Annotated in this window: 13 protein-coding genes and 1 pseudogene; 3 read left to right on the top strand and 11 right to left on the bottom strand. The window is 69.9% G+C overall.

The window, feature by feature from the left end; translation table 11 throughout:
- Window positions 1-24: 24 nt before the first annotated feature.
- The 3 genes and pseudogenes from zwf to pgl all read left to right on the top strand — a co-directional run bounded on the left by zwf (window position 25) and on the right by pgl (window position 3,610).
- The gene (zwf, locus tag HC028_RS12555) at window positions 25-1,542 is read left to right on the top strand and encodes a glucose-6-phosphate dehydrogenase (RefSeq protein WP_168076733.1); all 1,518 of its coding nucleotides are present in this window, start codon (window positions 25-27) and stop codon (window positions 1,540-1,542) included.
- 34 nt (window positions 1,543-1,576) lie between these two features.
- Window positions 1,577-2,566 (top strand): annotated as a pseudogene (locus HC028_RS12550) (glucose-6-phosphate dehydrogenase assembly protein OpcA); the annotation flags it as partial.
- A gap of 273 nt (window positions 2,567-2,839) precedes the next feature.
- Window positions 2,840-3,610 (top strand): 6-phosphogluconolactonase, encoded by a 771-nt coding sequence (gene pgl / locus HC028_RS12545; RefSeq protein WP_168076732.1) that lies wholly within the window; start codon window positions 2,840-2,842, stop codon window positions 3,608-3,610.
- A 30-nt stretch (window positions 3,611-3,640) separates the two neighbouring features.
- Here the strand turns inward: pgl and HC028_RS12540 are convergent, their stop codons facing one another.
- From HC028_RS12540 to uvrA, 11 genes are all read right to left on the bottom strand, one after another.
- A complete protein-coding gene (locus HC028_RS12540; protein WP_168076731.1) occupies window positions 3,641-3,985 on the bottom strand; it encodes an RNA polymerase-binding protein RbpA in 345 nt (114 codons plus the stop codon).
- Window positions 3,986-4,093: 108 nt separating this feature from the next.
- A complete protein-coding gene (gene secG, locus HC028_RS12535; protein WP_168076729.1) occupies window positions 4,094-4,351 on the bottom strand; it encodes a preprotein translocase subunit SecG in 258 nt (85 codons plus the stop codon).
- Window positions 4,352-4,499: 148 nt separating this feature from the next.
- Window positions 4,500-5,282, bottom strand: a complete 783-nt coding sequence (gene tpiA, locus HC028_RS12530; RefSeq protein WP_168076728.1) for a triose-phosphate isomerase — start codon at window positions 5,280-5,282, stop codon at window positions 4,500-4,502.
- Window positions 5,279-6,469, bottom strand: a complete 1,191-nt coding sequence (locus HC028_RS12525) for a phosphoglycerate kinase (RefSeq protein ID WP_168076727.1) — start codon at window positions 6,467-6,469, stop codon at window positions 5,279-5,281. The genes tpiA and HC028_RS12525 overlap by 4 nt, the downstream gene beginning before the upstream one ends.
- Window positions 6,466-7,470, bottom strand: a complete 1,005-nt coding sequence (gene gap / locus HC028_RS12520; RefSeq protein ID WP_168076725.1) for a type I glyceraldehyde-3-phosphate dehydrogenase — start codon at window positions 7,468-7,470, stop codon at window positions 6,466-6,468. The genes HC028_RS12525 and gap overlap by 4 nt, the downstream gene beginning before the upstream one ends.
- A gap of 255 nt (window positions 7,471-7,725) precedes the next feature.
- A complete protein-coding gene (whiA, locus tag HC028_RS12515; protein ID WP_168076715.1) occupies window positions 7,726-8,706 on the bottom strand; it encodes a DNA-binding protein WhiA in 981 nt (326 codons plus the stop codon).
- A gap of 74 nt (window positions 8,707-8,780) precedes the next feature.
- The gene (locus tag HC028_RS12510; RefSeq protein ID WP_168076713.1) at window positions 8,781-9,767 is read right to left on the bottom strand and encodes a gluconeogenesis factor YvcK family protein; all 987 of its coding nucleotides are present in this window, start codon (window positions 9,765-9,767) and stop codon (window positions 8,781-8,783) included.
- On the bottom strand, window positions 9,764-10,672 hold the full coding sequence (gene rapZ / locus HC028_RS12505) for an RNase adapter RapZ (RefSeq protein ID WP_275408233.1): 909 nt from the start codon (window positions 10,670-10,672) through the stop codon (window positions 9,764-9,766). The genes HC028_RS12510 and rapZ overlap by 4 nt, the downstream gene beginning before the upstream one ends.
- Before the next feature lie 68 nt (window positions 10,673-10,740).
- Window positions 10,741-12,819, bottom strand: a complete 2,079-nt coding sequence (uvrC, locus tag HC028_RS12500; protein WP_168076711.1) for an excinuclease ABC subunit UvrC — start codon at window positions 12,817-12,819, stop codon at window positions 10,741-10,743.
- A gap of 90 nt (window positions 12,820-12,909) precedes the next feature.
- Complete coding sequence (locus HC028_RS12495) at window positions 12,910-13,389, bottom strand: Rieske (2Fe-2S) protein (RefSeq protein ID WP_168076709.1); 480 nt, start codon at window positions 13,387-13,389, stop codon at window positions 12,910-12,912.
- A gap of 200 nt (window positions 13,390-13,589) precedes the next feature.
- Window positions 13,590-16,577: an excinuclease ABC subunit UvrA gene (gene uvrA, locus HC028_RS12490; protein ID WP_168076707.1), complete on the bottom strand. Its 2,988-nt coding sequence runs from the start codon at window positions 16,575-16,577 to the stop codon at window positions 13,590-13,592.
- Between the last annotated feature and the right edge of the window lie 171 nt (window positions 16,578-16,748).

Here is a 16,748-nt window from a genome sequence, read left to right as displayed (position 1 = left end):
CGTTGAGAGCGGTGAGGTGGCACGATGAACAACCCGCTACGTGATCCGCAGGATCGGCGGCTGCCGAGGATTCCGGAGCCCTGCGCTCTAGTGATCTTCGGGGTCACCGGAGACTTGTCGCGCAAGAAGCTGATTCCGGCGTTGTACGACCTGGCGAACCGGGGGCTGCTGCCACCAGGATTCGTCGTGCTGGGCTTCGCCCGGCGCGACTGGGGCGACGAGGACTTCGCGAGCCTGGCCCGCAAGGCGGCGCAGGCGCACGCCCGTACCCCATGGCGGGATGAGGTGTGGGACCGGCTGGGCGGCAACATCAAGTTCGTACCCGGCTCGTTCGACGACGACGAGGCGTTCGACCGGCTAGCCGAGACCCTCGACGAGCTGCGCGCCACGCACGGCATCGAAGGCAATGCCGCGTTCTACCTGTCCATCCCCCCGTCGGCGTTCCCGGTGGTGCTCAAGCAGCTCGAGCGCACCGGCATGAGCGACAACCAGAAGTCGGGCGGCTGGCGGCGGGTCGTCGTGGAGAAGCCGTTCGGCCACGATCTGCCGTCGGCCAAGCAGCTCAACGACCTGGTCGACCACGCGTTCACGCCGGACGACGTCTTCCGCATCGACCACTACCTGGGCAAGGAGACCGTCCAGAACATCCTGGCGCTGCGCTTCGCCAACGCCCTGTTCGAGCCGGTGTGGAACTCGCTCTACGTCGACCACGTCCAGATCACGATGGCCGAGGACGTCGGCATCGGCACCCGGGCGGCGTTCTATGACAAGGTCGGCACCACGCGGGACGTGGTGCAGAACCACCTGATCCAGCTGCTGTCGCTGGTGACGATGGAGGAGCCGACGGGCTTCTCGGCCAACGAGATCCGCACGGAGAAGCTCAAGGTACTGCGCGCGGTCAAACTGCCCGACGACGTCGCCCGCGACACCGTACGCGGGCAGTACCAGCCGGGCTGGGTCGCCGGTGAGCGGGTGCCGGGATACCTCGACGAAGAGGGCGTGCCGCCGGACTCCACGACCGAGACGTACGTGGCGCTCACGCTCGGCGTCCAGAACCGGCGCTGGGCCGGCGTGCCGTTCTACATTCGGGCCGGCAAGCGGCTCCCCCGCCGGGTCACCGAGATCGCCGTGCTGTTCAAGCGGGCGCCCCACCTGCCGTTCGCGCCGTCCGACGTCGAGATGCTCGGCGCCAACCAACTGGTGATCCGCGTGCAGCCCGACGAGGGCGTCACCCTGAAGTTCGGCTCCAAGGTGCCCGGGACCACGATGGAGGTCCGCGACATCACGATGGACGTCCAGTACGGCGAGGCGTTCACCGAGACCAGCCCGGAGGCGTACGAGCGCCTCATCCTGGACGTGCTTCTCGGCGACAAGACGCTGTTCCCGGACGCCGAAGAGGTCGAGGCGGGCTGGAAGGTCGTCGACCCCCTCGAAATGGCGTGGGCGGGCACCAAGCCCGCGCCGTACCGCGCCGGCGAATGGGGCCCCCGCGCCGCGGACGAGATGCTCGCCCGTACCGGTCGCACCTGGCGGCGTCCATGACCGAGATCGCTGTGACAACTGCTCAGGAGAAGTCATGATCGGGCTCTGGGACACGACCGGGAGCGCGGTCGTCAAGGCGCTGGCCGCGGAGCGTCGCTCCGCCGGGGGTGTCACGAGCGGGCTGGCCCTGACCCTCATCGTGGTCACCGAGGAGTCGGAGGTCCGTGCCGCGGAGGCGGCGGCGACTGTCGCAGCCGCCCAACACCCGTGCCGGCTGCTCATCGTCGTCCGCGACGAGGTCACCCACGCGCGGTCCCGGCTCGACGCGGAGGTCGTCGTCGGTGGGCGGCTCGGCCCGTGCGAGGCGGTCGTCATGCGCATGCGTGGCCGGCTGGCGCTGCATGCCGAATCCGTCGTGATGCCGCTGCTGGCGTCCGACGTACCAGTGGTCACCTGGTGGCGGTGCGCTCCGCCGGACCGGATCGCGTACGACCCGCTGGGAGTGGTCGCCGAGCGTCGTATCACCGACACGATGCAGTGCGACGATCCGCTCGAGGCGCTGCGGGAGCGGGCCGAGGACTACGCTCCGGGCGACACGGATCTCGCGTGGACGCGCATCACGCCGTGGCGCACCCTGGTCGCGAGCGTCTTCGACGCCGCGCACTCCCTGCCGGCCAGCATCACCATCGACGCGCCGGAGAACAATCCGAGCGCGATGCTAATGGGCGGCTGGCTGCGGTCACGCCTGGGCATCGTCCCGGAGACGCGGCCGGAGTCGGGGGCGCAGTACCTGCAGGGCGTGACGATGCAGATGCGGGACGGCGGCACGGTCAAGGTCGAGCGCGAGAACGGTTCGGTCGTCGTGCGCCGCACCGGGCTTCCCGACCGCGCGCTGCCGCTTTCCAAGCGGTCCCTCGGCGACGACCTGGCTGAGGAGCTGCGCCGGCTGGACCCGGATCCGACGTACGCGGCCGCGCTTGCCTCGGCCACCGGCATCAACGGGTTCCAGGGCCGCTCCCCGCACCGGGTACACGTCTGGCACGACCCGGCCCTCGCCGAGCGGCCGGACACCGCCAACGTCGCCGGCAGCGACACCGGCGCGACCGGGGAGACGGGCGCGACCGTTGACACCAGCGCGGCTGGCGCGACCGTCAGGTCCATCGACACCGGCGAGACCGGCTACTCCGGTCCCGCCGCCGAACCGCCCAAGACCACCAGCCCCACTGGGGCCGCCAGAGTCACCGGCGAGATGGAGGCCGAGGGCGACACCAGGGCCCCGGCCGGCGAGTAATCACCTGATCGTGGACACGCGGGTCGGACTGGCCCGCGTGTCCACGGTTTTACCTGAGGAGCACTCTTGAGCGAAGCCAGCGTGATCGTGCACGCGGATGCGCACCTGCTCGCCCAGGCGGTCGCCGCGCGGCTGGCGGTCCGGCTGATCGACGCGCAGGCGGAGCGCGGCGAGGCGAGTGTCGTACTGACCGGCGGCACGATCGCCGCGGCGGTGTACCGGGCACTCCGGGACAGCCCGGCGCGAGACGCCGTGGACTGGTCACACGTGGACGTGTGGTGGGGCGACGAACGCTTCGTGCCGCACGGCGACCCCGACCGCAACGAGCTACAGGCCAGGCAGGCCCTGCTCGACGCGCTGCCGCTGGACCCGGCGCGGGTGCACCCGATGCCGCCCTCCGACGGTCCGGACGGTCCCGATCCGGAGGCCGCGGCCGCGCGGTACGCCGACGAACTGGCGCGGGCCGCGGGGCCCGGCACGGCCCCGCTGCCGCACTTCGACGTGCTGCTGCTCGGCGTGGGCGAGGACGGGCACGTGGCGTCGGTGTTCCCGGAGCACCCGGTGGCGTACGAGACGCAACCGGTCGCGGCGGTACGGGGAGCGCCGAAGCCGCCACCGGTGCGGTTGACGATGACGCTACCGACGATCAACACCGCCGAGGAGGTGTGGCTGATCGCCTCCGGAGCAGGCAAGGCGAGCGCCGTCCGGCTGGCACTGTCGGGCGCCGGCCCGGTACAGGTACCGGCCGCCGGCGTACACGGCGTCGACCGTACCCTCTGGCTGTTGGACCGGGCCGCAGCCGCCGAGATCGGTCCCCGCTTCCGGTCCCCGCGCTGATCAGCGCGGGGACGCCCCCGGCGTCGCGCCCTAGCGGCCGCGGCGTTGCCGCACGCGCGCGAGGGCCTCGGCGAGGATCGCCGCGGCATCCGCGTCACTGCGGCGTTCTTTGACGTACGCGAGGTGGCTCTTGTAGCGCTCCGTGCGTGGGGTGTCCGGCGGGTTGTTCTCGTCCGGTCCGGCGGGGAGTCCGCATCGCGGGCAGTCCCACACCGGCGGCGGCGCGACATCAGCCGCGAACGAGGGCGACGTGGCGTGCCCGCTGGCGCACCAGTACGTCACCGATCGGCGCGGGACTTCGTCGCTCCGCTCCTCCAACCAGCGCATCGGTCCGGAGCCCACGCGACTACCGCGAATGGTGTTACCAGCTGCCACTGCTGATTCTCCTGTCGTCCGGGGGCGGCGAGTGCAGGAGCGCTGCGCAAAAATGCGCGCGGCCCGTGGTTGTGGGTCGCGCGCATGAGTGTAGAACGATCGGCGTCGTTACGATGCCCCGTTCTGGGCCAGCTTCAGCCAGAGGCCGAGGCCGACGATGCAGGCGAACCAGATGATCCCGACGAGGACCGTGTAGCGGTCGAGGTTCTTCTCGGCCACCGAGGAGCCGGCGAGGCTCGACGAGACGCCGCCGCCGAACATACTGGACAGACCGCCGCCCTTGCCCCGGTGCAGCAGGATCAGCATGGTCAGCAGCATGCTGGTCAGCACGAGCAGCACGATCAGGGTGTAGGCGAACGCCATCATGGCGGTGCGGGTCCTCTCACTAGTGCGCGCGGGTGCGGCGTTTCACAGGATAGCCGGACGCGTGCCATCGCCGCGCGCCAGCACGCCCGGCGACGTACCGGGCAAGGCGCGATCCGTACGGATCGCGCCTTGCCCGTTCAGTACAGGATCAGTGCTCTTTAAAACGGCAAATACGGACGAACTCGTCGGCGTTGACGCTCGCCCCGCCGACCAGTGCGCCGTCCACGTCCGGCTGCGCCATGATCGACGCGACGTTGTTGGCCTTCACCGATCCGCCGTACAGGATGCGCACCCGGTCGGCGACGTTGCCGTGGCGGTCGGCGAGCCGGTTGCGCAGCGCGCCGATCACCTCCTGGGCATCCTCGGGGGTGGCTGTCTTGCCGGTCCCGATGGCCCAGATCGGTTCGTAGGCCACGACGACCTTCTCCACCTGGTCGGGCTTGAGCCCCTTCAGCGCCGCATCCAACTGGGCAGTCGTGTGCGCCACGTGGTTGCCGGCCTCGCGGACCTCGAGCCCCTCCCCCACACACAGGATCGGCATGAGGTCGTTGGTGAGGGCCGCCTTGACCTTCGCCGCGACCAGCGCGTCGTCCTCGTGGTGGTACTGGCGCCGCTCGGAGTGCCCGACGACGACGTACTGGCAGCCCAGCTTCGCCAGCATCCCGCCGGAAATGTCGCCGGTGTAGGCGCCGGAGACGTGCGGCGACAGGTCCTGCGCGCCGTACCCGATCATCAGCTTGTCGCCGTCGACCAGGGTCTGCACGCTGCGGATGTCGACGAACGGCGGCAGCACCACCACCTCGACGTCCGTGAGCTGCTTCTCGGTGAGGCTGAACGCCAGCTTCTGCGTCAGCGCGATCGCCTCGAGGTGGTTGAGGTTCATCTTCCAGTTGCCGGCCATCAAGGGCCGGCGGGCGGTCGCGGCGCTCATGATTCAAGCACCTCGATACCGGGAAGCCTCTTGCCTTCGAGGTACTCCAGCGACGCGCCGCCACCGGTCGAGATGTGACCGAAAGCGTCCTCGGGGATGCCGAGCTTGCGCACCGCAGCCGCCGAGTCGCCACCGCCGACCACCGTGAACCCGTCGACCTTGGTGATCGCCTCGGCAACCCCGCGGGTACCGGCGGCGAACGGCTCCAGCTCGAACACGCCCATCGGCCCGTTCCAGAAGACCGTCTTGGCGCCGTGCAGCGCGTCGGCGAACACGGCCACCGACTCACGACCGATGTCGAGGCCGAGCCAGCCCTCCGGGATCGAATCCGCCGGCACGACCCGGGTCTGGGCGTCGGCGGCGAAGCGGTCGGCCACCACGATGTCCACGGGCAGCACGATCTTCTCCCCCGCCCGGGCGAGGAGATCGCAGCAGGTGTCGACCATGTCCTCTTCCAGCAGCGAGGCGCCCACCTCGTGGCCCTGGGCCTTGAGGAAGGTGAAGCACATGCCGCCGCCGATCAGCAGCTTGTCCACCTTCGGCAGCAGGGCCTTGATGACCGCGAGCTTGTCGGAGACCTTCGAGCCCCCGAGCACCACCACATACGGGCGGGCGACGTCGTCACTCGTGAGCCGCTGCAGCACCTCCAGCTCGCGCAGCACCAGCCAGCCGGCGTAGTGCGGCAACAGCTTCGCCACGTCGTACACGCTGGCGTGTTTGCGGTGCACGGCGCCGAACGCGTCATCGACGTAGGACTCGGCGAGCGCGGCGAGCTGGCGCGCGAACGCCAGCCGCTCCTCGTCGTCCTTGCTGGTCTCACCCGGGTTGAACCGGAGGTTCTCCAGCAGGGCCAGGTCGCCCTCGCCGAGCGCGTCGACCGTCGTACGGGCGTTCTCGCCCACCGTGTCCGTGGCGAACGCGACCGGCGAACCGAGTAGCTCGGCCATGCGGTTCGCGACGGGCCCGAGCGAGTACTTGGGGTCCGGCGCGCCCTTGGGGCGGCCGAGGTGCGAGCAGACCACAACTCGGGCACCCGCGTCGCGCAGGGCGGTCAGCGTCGGCAGCACCGCGCGGATGCGACCGTCGTCGCTGATCTGCCCGTCGGCGAGCGGGACGTTGAGGTCGGCGCGTACCAGCACGCGCCGACCCCGTACCCCCTCGCGGAGCAGGTCGTCGAGGGTTTTCACAGCTGGGAACCCACCAGCTTCACCAGGTCGACGAGGCGGTTGGAGTAGCCCCACTCGTTGTCGTACCAGCCGACGACCTTGGCCTGAGTGCCGTTGACCATCGTCAGCTCCGAGTCGAAGGTGCAGCTCGGCGGGGTGTTGGCGATGTCGGTGGAGACGATCGGGTCCTCGGTGTACAGCAGGTAGCCCTTCAGCGGACCCTCGGCCGCCGCCTTGAACGCGGCGTTGATCTCTTCCTTGGTGGTCTCCCGGCCGAGCTCCACCACCAGGTCGGTCACCGAACCGGTCGGCACCGGCACGCGCATCGCGATGCCGTCGAGCTTGCCTTTGAGCTCCGGGATGACCAGGCTGGTAGCCTTCGCCGCGCCGGTCGTGGTCGGGATGATGTTGATGGCCGCGGCGCGGGCCCGGCGCAGGTCGGAGTGCGGGAAGTCCAGGATGACCTGGTCGTTGGTGTACGCGTGGATCGTCGTCATCAGGCCCTTGTTGATGCCGAAGTTCTCCAGCAGCACCTTGGCCATCGGCGCGACGCAGTTCGTCGTGCAGGACGCGTTCGAGATGATGTGATGGCTGGCCGCGTCGTACGCGTCGTCGTTGACGCCCATCACGATCGTGACGTCCTCGCCCTTGGCGGGCGCGGAGATGATGACCTTCTTGGCACCGGCCTGGATGTGCTTGCCCGCGTCGTCGGCCTTGGTGAAGCGACCGGTCGACTCGATAACGATGTCGGCACCCAGGTCACCCCAGGGCAGGGCGGCGGGGTCACGCTCGGCCAGCGCCTTGATGCGCTTGCCGTCGATCGAGATCGACGTCTCGTCGTAGGTGACCTCGGCGTCCAGCTTGCCCAGCAGCGAGTCGTACTTGAGCAGGTGCGCGAGCGTCTTGGTGTCGGTGAGGTCGTTGACGCCCACGATCTCGACGTCTGCGCGCTGTGCGAGAGCCGCGCGGAAGAAGTTACGGCCGATGCGGCCGAAACCGTTAATGCCAACCCGGATGGTCACAGGACACATCTCCTCGCAGTGTCGCCGGCGCCCCTGGCGGCCGGCCGCCCAGAGTGAACTGGCCGCTGACCGCGGCCGTGCCACCGCGAATGACCGACCCACCACGCGACGGCGACGCCCGGCGAGCGACCCAAGTCGGCTCGTCGCCGAACAAAGTGACGATATCGCCAGTCGGAATTTCCCGCCGCGCGGGGGGCCATTTTTGATCAACGTAGCGCCAGCGCCGCCGTCGATACGTCGGCGGCGCTGGCGATGTCAGCTCGCCATCATCTCCGGAGTGACGGCGGACTCGGTGTCGGGAATCCCAAGGTCACGAGCGCGCTTGTCGGCCAGGGCCAGCAGCCGCCGGATCCGGCCGGCGATCGCGTCCTTCGTCAACGGCGGGTCCGAGAGCGCGCCCAACTCCTCCAGCGACGCCTGCCGGTGCTCCAGACGGAGCTGGCCCGCGCTGGACAGGTGATGCGGGGCGGTCTCGCCCAGGATCTCCAGCGCCCTGGACACCCGTGCGGCCGCCGCGACGGCCGCCCGGGCGGACCGGCGCAGGTTGGCGTCGTCGAAGTTGGCGAGCCGGTTGGCGGTCGCCCGGACCTCGCGCCGGACCCGGCGCTCCTCCCACGCCAGCACGCTGCTGTGCGCGCCGATGCGGGTGAGCAGCGCTCCGATCGCGTCGCCGTCCTTGACCACGACCCGGTCGACGCCGCGTACCTCCCGCGCCTTCGCGGTGATGCCCACCCGTCGCGCCGCGCCCACCAGCGCGAGCGCCGATTCCGGTCCCGGGCAGGTGACCTCCAGCGCGCAGGAGCGGCCGGGCTCGGTCAGTGAGCCGTGGGCCAGGAACGCTCCCCGCCAGGCGGCCACGGCGCAGCACATGTTGGCCGAAACGACGTGCGCCGGGAGCCCCCGGACCGGACGGCCACGCACGTCGAGCAGGCCGGTCTGCCGGGCGAGCGCCTCGCCGTCCTTGACGACCCGCAGGATGAAGTGGGTGGCCTTACGCAGCCCACCCGAGGCCAGCAGGTGCACCTCGCTGGCGTAGCCGTACACCTCCGCGATCTCCGTACGCAGGCGCCGGGCCACCGAATTGGTGTCCAACTCCGCTTCCACCACCACGCGTCCGGAGACGATGTGCAGGCCACCCGCGAAGCGCAGGAGCGCCGCCATCTCCGCCCGGCGGCAGCAGGGTTTGGCCACGCTGACCCTGCTGAGCTCGTCCTTGACCGCGCCGGTCATCGCCATTGTGTCGTCACCTCGTGGGCCGATCCATTGTCTGTGCGTCAGTATCCACCGCCAACCCAGGGCGGCCGACTCGATCATGGAGGACCGAGCACGGCCTCCAGGGCTATGGCGAGCGCGGCCGGGTCATGTCGTGGAGACCCATCAGACGCCGCAACAGGCGCGAGCGACAGTCGCGCACCGAGCGATTCCGCCGCATGATTTACGGGCTCAGGGTCTCCAACCGCTTTCCCGTCGGCAAGTACTACATCGACCCGGAGGGCCGGTAGGTAACGGGTCAAAGCCGCCAAATGGTCGGGCAACGAAAGACCATGCGTCTCCTTCTCCGCCGCGAGATTCAGCGTGACCAGGCGTTTTGCCCGGCTGGCGGCAACGGCGGCGGCCAGGTCGGGCACGAGTAGGTGCGGAATCACACTGGTGAACCACGACCCAGGCCCGAAGATCAGCCAGTCGGCCGCCTCGACCGCCGCCAGCACCTCGCCGCACGCCGACGGCTGCGCGGGCCGCAGGCGCACCCGCTGGACCTCCCCGCCGGTGAGCGCGACGGCATGCTGGCCACGGACGACGACCACCTCGTCGGGCCGGGTCGGGTCGGCGCCGAGCACATCGGCCTCGATCTGGACCTCCTGGCGGGACATCGGCAGTACCCGCCCACAGCAGCCCAACATCCCCGCGGCGTGGTCGAGCGCCGCCACCGAGTCGCCCAGCATCTCCATCAAGCCGTGCAGCAGAAGGTTGCCGACCGCGTGGCCGGACAGGTCGCCGTCCCCGTCGAAGCGGTACTGGAAGAGACCGGCGCTGAGATCGCGAGCCGGCTCGTCGACATCGGCGAGCGCGACGAGAGCCTGCCGGAGATCGCCGGGCGGCAGGCCCCCCCGCTCCGCCCGTAGCCGGCCACTGGAGCCACCGTCGTCACCGACCGTGACGACCGCGGTGACGTCTAACTCGCGCCGCTGCGGACACCTGCTCCACTGCTGGCGAAGCAGCCGCAGCGCGCGCAGCGACGCCGACAGCCCGTGACCACCGCCGAACGCGACGACCCGGACCACATCTGAATGGGTCATTCCCGCCCCAGGTCGCGGTGCTGGGCGGACGCGGCCATCCGCGTCTCGCGCAGCCGCCGTGCCAGCTCCTCAGCGATCGCGACGCTGCGGTGCTTGCCACCGGTACAGCCGACCGCCACCGTGACGTAGCGCTTACCTTCCCGCTCGAACCCAGGAGCGGTCGAGCCGAGCAGCCGGGCCAGGGTTTCCACGAACGTGACCGCGCCGCTCTGGCCCAGCACGTACTGGCTGACCTCCACCTCCCGGCCGCTGTGCTCGCGCAGCTCCGGGATCCAGTGCGGGTTGGGCAGGAACCGGGCGTCGACCACGAAGTCGGCGTCGGGCGGCAGCCCGTACTTGAACCCGAACGACAACACCGTGACACGCAGCCGGCGGGCGTCCTCCGGCGCGAACATCTCCTCGACCCGCGCGCGGAGCTGGTTGACGTTGAGGTGGCTGGTGTCGAGGAAAAGGTCGGCCTGCTCGCGCGCCTCCCGCAGGAGCTCCCGCTCGGCCTCGATGCCGTCCGACAGGCGACCCTCGCCCTGCATCGGGTGCGAGCGGCGAACACTCTCGAACCGCCGGATCAGCACCTCGTCGTCAGCGTCGACGAAGACCACCTGCGGGTGGAAGCCGCGCTCCCGCAACGCCTTGATGGCCCCGGCGAGATCCGTGGAGAAGGCCCGGCTGCGGACGTCGAGGACCATCGCGGTACGCCGGGCGGCACCACCGGCTGCGAAGGCCAGCTCGGCCATGTCGAGCATGAGCGCCTGCGGCAGGTTGTCCACCACGTAGTAGCCGACGTTCTCCAGGGCCCTGGCCACCGTGCTGCGGCCGCCGCCGGACATTCCCGTCACGATGACCAGGTCGGTCTCCGAGCGCTGCGGCTCGGTTGCATCCGCGGTAGGTGCCGTTCGTTGCGTCACGCTTCCCCCTCGCCCGTCGCGCGACTCGTCACAATGACCTCTCGCGGACGGCTAACCCGGCAACGATCCTAGGGGGCCTGCGGCGCGCCATGGGCGCCGGCCATGTCCTCCGCGGCGTGAACTGTGCCTCCTCGGCCGGCTACCGGGCTCTTTTGGGCAGGGCCCGCTCCACCGTCGGCAGGAGCCTCGGCGCCGGTCGGCTGCTTCGCGTCAAGAGCGGCCAGGATCGACTCAGCCGTACGCCGCCCGATCCCCGGAACCTCGACGATCTCCTCGACGGTCGCCTCCTTCAGGCGCTTGAGCGAGCCGAAGTGTCGGAGCAGCGCCTTCCGGCGCACCTCACCGAGGCCCGGCACGGAGTCCAGGTCAGAGGCGATCATCCGCTTCGAGCGTTTCTGCCGGTGGTAGGTGATGGCGAAGCGGTGGGCCTCGTCGCGGACCCGCTGCAGGAGGTAGAGGCCTTCGGAGGTGCGCGGGAGGATCAGCGGGAAGTCGTCGTCGGGGATCCACACCTCTTCGAGCCGCTTCGCCAGCCCGCAGACCGCGATATCGGTGACGCCGAGACCAGCGAGGACGCGTGCAGCCGCGTTGACCTGAGGCTGGCCGCCGTCGACCACGACCAACTGCGGAGGGTACGCAAACTTGCGCGGCCGGCCCGTCTCCGGATCGACCCCGGGGCGGTCGGCTGTCTCCAGTTCCTCCTCCCCCGGCTCCGCCGGCACCGCACCGTCAGCCTCGGCCAACGCCTGCTTGTACCGGCTGAAACGGCGCCGCAGCACTTCGGAGATCGCTGACACGTCGTCGGTCGCCCCGGTGATCGCGAACCGCCGGTACTCGCTCTTGCGGGCAAGCCCGTCCTCGAACACGACCATGCTCGCGACCACGTCGGTGCCCTGGATCTGTGACACGTCGTAGCACTCGATCCGCAGCGGCGCGCTGTCGAGGGCGAGCGCCTCGGCGATCTCTTCGAGGGCCCGGCTGCGGCTGGTCAGGTCGCCGGCCCGGCGCAGCTTGTGCTGTGCGAGGGCCTGCTGGGCGTTGCGCGCCACGGTCTCCTGGAGGGTCCTCTTGTCGCCCCGCTGTGGAACGCGGATCGTGACCCGGCTGCCGCGCAGGGCCGACAGCCAGTCCGCCAGGGCGTCGACGTCGTCCGGCAACTCCGGCACCAGCAGTTCGCGCGGGATCCCACCGCTCGCGGCGCCGGTCTCGCTCTCCTCGCCGTAGACCTGGGAGCAGAAGTGATGGACCAGGCCGCCCGGGCTGAGCTCCTCGGTCTTTTCGACCACCCAACCCCGCTGACCGCGCACCCGGCCGTCGCGCACGTGGAACACCTGCACCGCGGCTTCGAGCGGATCGTCGGCGAACGCCACGACATCGGCGTCCGTGCCGTCGCCGAAGACCACGGCCTGCTTCTCCATCGCCCGGCGCAGCGCGGCCAGGTCGTCGCGTAGCCGGGCGGCGAGCTCGAAGTTCAGCTCGTTGGAGGCTTCCTGCATCTCCCGCTCGAGCCGCTTCATCAGCGAGTCGGTCTTACCGGCCATGAAGTCGCAGAAGTCGAGCACGATCTGGCGGTGTTCATCGACACTGACCCGTTCGACGCAGGGCGCCGAGCACTTGCCGATATCGCCGAGCAGGCACGGGCGCCCCATCCGGCTGGCCCGCTTGAACACGCCGGCCTTGCAGGTACGCGCCGGAAAGACGCGCAGCAGTAGGTCGAGCGTCTCGCGAATGGCCCAGGCGTGCGCGTACGGCCCGAAGTAACGCACCCCCTTCCGCTTGGCTCCCCGCATGACCTGCAGCCGCGGGTACTCCTCGTCGAGGGTCACCGCCAGGTACGGGTACGTCTTGTCGTCGCGATAGCGGACGTTGAACCGCGGGTCGTACTCCTTGATCCAGGCGTACTCGAGTTGGAGGGCCTCGACCTCGGTCCCGACGGTGACCCAGTCCACCTTCGCGGCGGTGGTGACCATTTGTTGCGTACGCGGATGGAGCGTCCAGGTGTCGGCGAAGTATGAGTTGAGTCGCTGCCGCAGGCTCTTGGCCTTGCCAACATAGATCACCCGGCCGGACGGGTCGCGAAATCGGTAGACACCGGGCTCATCGGGAATGGCTCCCGGGGCGGGGCGGTAAGTGGACGGATCCGGCACGTATGCGAGCGTAGCCCGCGAGTACGTCAAGAATCTTTTACGGGCACCGCGGCGGCCAGCGGGCCGTCGCGGTGCCCATGAACGTCCTGATCAGGCGATGGTGAGGCTGTCGCCGTTGACCGTGACGGTCTTGGCCGCCAGCGGCGACCTCGCCGGGCCCGCCTGGACCGACCCGTCGGTCGCCGAGAACCTGCTGCCGTGGCAGGGGCAGTTGATCGCGCCGCCGGAGACGCTGTTGACGTTGCAGCCGGCGTGGGTGCACTTGGCGCTGAACGCCTTGAACTGGCCAGCGGTCGGCTGGGTCACGACCACGCCCTGCTCGGTGAAGACCTTGCCACCGCCGACCGGGATGTCGCTCGTCTTGATCGCAGAACCACCGGCCTGCTGGCCACCCTGCCGCTGGCCAGCCGTGGTCGGCGCTGCCGGCCCGGCCGGGTTGGCGCCGGCGTTGTTGTTGGTATCCGCGGTTGACCCGGTGTCGGAGTTACTACCACCGCACGCGGCCAGCACGGCGGCGGCACCGACACCGGCGGCACCGGCCAGCACGTTACGCCTGGTCGTCTCGCTCATTTTGCTCCTCATCGTTATGGGGAAGCCTCTTTCGTCCGTATCTACGCAGCCGGGAGCCGGCCAGTTCACTACGGACGGTAAGCCGATCCCGGCTCCCACGCTCGGGCTGCGGAGGTATCGCCTCTGCGGGGCGGCCGGCCGAACCGCGCGGTCCGGCCGGCACCCCGTCCATGAGGGCCTCAACCCCAGGTTGGGGGGCGTCAGCGCGCGGCCGCCGTCCGCTTGGTGGCCTTGCGAGGGGCGCTCTTCACGGCCTTCTTGACCGCCGGCTTCTTCTCCGTCGACCGCCCGGACCCGTTGGCCTTCTCGGCCCGCGCCTGGGCACTGCCGCCGGCCGGCGTGCCATCCAGATCGAGGACCTGGCGCAGGAAGGTGCCGGTGTGGCTCTCGGCGATCTCGGCGACCTCTTCGGGCGTGCCGGCCGCGACGACGGTGCCACCCCGGTGGCCGCCCTCCGGGCCCATGTCGATCAGCCAGTCGGCCGTCTTGATCACGTCGAGGTTGTGCTCGATCACGATCACCGTGTTGCCCTTGTCGACCAGGCTCTCCAGGACCAGCAGCAGCTTGCGGATGTCCTCGAAGTGCAGACCGGTGGTCGGCTCGTCGAGCACGTACACCGTCCGCCCGGTCGACCGCTTCTGCAGCTCGGAGGCGAGCTTGACGCGCTGGGCCTCGCCACCGGACAGCGTCGGCGCCGGCTGGCCGAGCCGCACGTACCCGAGACCGACGTCGACGAGCGTCTTCAGGTGGCGGTGGATCGCCGAGATCGGCTCGAAGAACTCGGCCGCCTCCTCGATCGGCATGTCCAGGACCTCGGAGATGGTCTTGCCCTTGTAGTGGACCTCGAGCGTCTCCCGGTTGTACCGAGCGCCCTTGCACACCTCGCACGGGACGTACACGTCGGGCAGGAAGTTCATCTCGATCTTGATGGTGCCGTCGCCGGCGCAGGCCTCGCACCGACCGCCCTTGACGTTGAACGAGAATCGGCCAGGCCCGTAGCCGCGCACCTTGGACTCGGCCGTCTCGGCGAACAGGCGGCGGATGTGGTCGAAGACCCCGGTGTACGTGGCCGGGTTGGAGCGCGGGGTGCGGCCGATGGGTGACTGGTCCACGCCGACGACCTTGTCGACGTGCTCCAGGCCGGTGACCCGCGTGTGCCGGCCGGGGACCAGGCGCGCGCCGTTGATCTGGTTGGCGAGCACCGCGTGCAGGATGTCGTTGACCAGCGTCGACTTACCCGAGCCGGACACCCCCGTCACGGCGACGAACTGGCCCAGCGGGAACGACACCGTGAGGTCGCGCAGGTTGTTCTCGCGCGCCCCGTGCACGGTCAGTTCCCGGCCGGGCGTCCGCGGCCGGCGCGTCTGCGGCGTCGGAATGCTCGTGCGCCCGGACAGGTAGGCCCCGGTCAGCGACTCCTCGTTGGTGAGCAGGTCAGCCACCGCACCGCTGTGCACGATCTTGCCGCCGTGCTCACCCGCGCCGGGGCCGATGTCGACGATCCAGTCGGCGGTGCGGATCGTGTCCTCGTCGTGCTCGACGACGATCAGCGTGTTGCCGAGTTTCTTCAGCCGGCTCAGGGTCTCGATCAGCCGGTGGTTGTCGCGCTGGTGCAGGCCGATGCTGGGCTCGTCGAGCACGTAGAGCACGCCGACCAGACCGGATCCGATCTGGGTGGCCAGCCGGATCCGCTGTGCCTCACCACCGGACAGGGTGCCGGCCGCCCGGTCCAGCGACAGGTAGTCCAGACCGACGTCGACCAGGAAACGCAGCCGCGCGTTGATCTCCTTGAGCACCCGCTCGGCGATCAACTTCTGCCGGTTGGTCAGCTTCATCTGGCCGAGGATCTCGGCCGCCTCCCCCACCGACAGGTTGCACAGCTCGGCGATGCTGCGCCCGTCCAGGGTGACCGCGAGGATCTCCGGCTTGAGCCGGGCACCACCACACGCGCCGCAGGGCACGTCACGCATGTACCCCTCGTACTTCTCCCGCGACCAGTCGGACTCGGTGTCACCGTGCCGGCGCTCGATCCACTGCACCACGCCCTCGAAGCCGGTGTAGTAGGAGCGCTCCCGCCCGTACTTGTTGCGGTAGCGCACGTGCACCTGGTCGTCGGAGCCGTACATGATCGCCTTCTGCGCCCGGCTGGACAGCGCCCGCCAGGGCGTGTCGAGGCTGAAGCCCTGCTCGGAGCCGAGCGCCTCCAGCAGCCGCAGGAAGTACTCCAGGGTGTGGCCACCCGACCAGGGCTGGATCGCGCCCTCGCGCAGGCTGCGCTCCGGGTCGGGGATGATCAGCTCCGGGTCGACCTCTTTCTTGGTGCCGATGCCGGTGCACTCGGGACAGGCGCCGAACGGCGAGTTGAACGAGAAGCTGCGCGGCTCCAGGTCGTCGATGGCGAGCGGGTGCTCGTTGGGGCACGCGAGGTGCTCGGAGAAGCGCCGCTCGCGGTGCTCGTCATCCTCGGCACGGTCGACGAACTCCAGGATGACGACACCGGCGGCCAGCTTGAGGGCGGTCTCGATCGAGTCGGTCAGCCGCTGCTTGGCGCTGGGCTTGACCGCGAGCCGGTCGACGACGACCTCGATCGTGTGCTTTTCCTGCTTCTTGAGCTTGGGCGGCTCGGTCAGCGGGTGCACCACGCCGTCGACGCGCGCCCGCGCGAAGCCCTTGGACTGCAACTCGGCAAAGAGGTCGACGTACTCACCCTTGCGCTCGCGCACGACCGGCGCGAGGACCTGGAACCGGGTGCCCGGCTCCATCGCGAGGACCCGGTCGACGATCTGCTGCGGGGTCTGCTTGGCGATCGCCTCGCCGCACACCGGGCAGTGCGGCTCACCCACCCGGGCGTAGAGCAGTCGCAGGTAGTCGTAGACCTCGGTGATGGTGCCGACCGTCGACCGCGGGTTGCGGGAGGTCGACTTCTGGTCGATCGAGACCGCGGGGCTCAGGCCCTCGATGAAGTCGACGTCGGGCTTGTCCATCTGCCCGAGGAACTGCCGGGCGTACGACGAGAGCGACTCCACGTAGCGCCGCTGCCCCTCGGCGAAGATCGTGTCGAAGGCGAGGCTGGACTTGCCCGAACCGGACAGCCCGGTGAAGACGATCAGCGCGTCCCGGGGAAGCTCGAGGTTGACGTCGCGCAGGTTGTGCTCCCGCGCTCCGCGAATGATCAGTCGGTCGGCCACAGCCCGCCCTCAGTAGTTGATCTGTCCGGATTCACACCCGTCCCGGTGCCGCAGCAACTGTAGCCGGGGGGTCTGACAATTCTCGTCTCGCGCAGGTCAGCCGCCACCCACAGACGGCCGCCGACCCCAGCGTACGTAGCACCTGCGGCCGGCCCATGAGAGTCGCTGCGC

It is taken from the genome of Planosporangium flavigriseum (assembly GCF_011947225.1).
GTDB lineage: Bacteria > Actinomycetota > Actinomycetes > Mycobacteriales > Micromonosporaceae > Planosporangium > Planosporangium flavigriseum.
The sequence above is the reverse complement of the archived record's forward strand: the minus strand, read 5'-3'. Positions and strand labels throughout refer to the sequence as shown.

What these genes read in the sequence shown, in the direction of transcription:
- tpiA (WP_168076728.1), bottom strand. Translation starts at nt 5,282, where the DNA reads ATGAGCGCCGCGACCGCCCGCCGGCCCTTGATGGCCGGCAACTGGAAG.
- zwf (WP_168076733.1), top strand. Translation starts at nt 25, where the DNA reads ATGAACAACCCGCTACGTGATCCGCAGGATCGGCGGCTGCCGAGGATT.
- HC028_RS12495 (WP_168076709.1), bottom strand. Translation starts at nt 13,389, where the DNA reads ATGAGCGAGACGACCAGGCGTAACGTGCTGGCCGGTGCCGCCGGTGTC.
- HC028_RS12510 (WP_168076713.1), bottom strand. Translation starts at nt 9,767, where the DNA reads ATGACCCATTCAGATGTGGTCCGGGTCGTCGCGTTCGGCGGTGGTCAC.
- secG (WP_168076729.1), bottom strand. Translation starts at nt 4,351, where the DNA reads ATGATGGCGTTCGCCTACACCCTGATCGTGCTGCTCGTGCTGACCAGC.
- whiA (WP_168076715.1), bottom strand. Translation starts at nt 8,706, where the DNA reads ATGGCGATGACCGGCGCGGTCAAGGACGAGCTCAGCAGGGTCAGCGTG.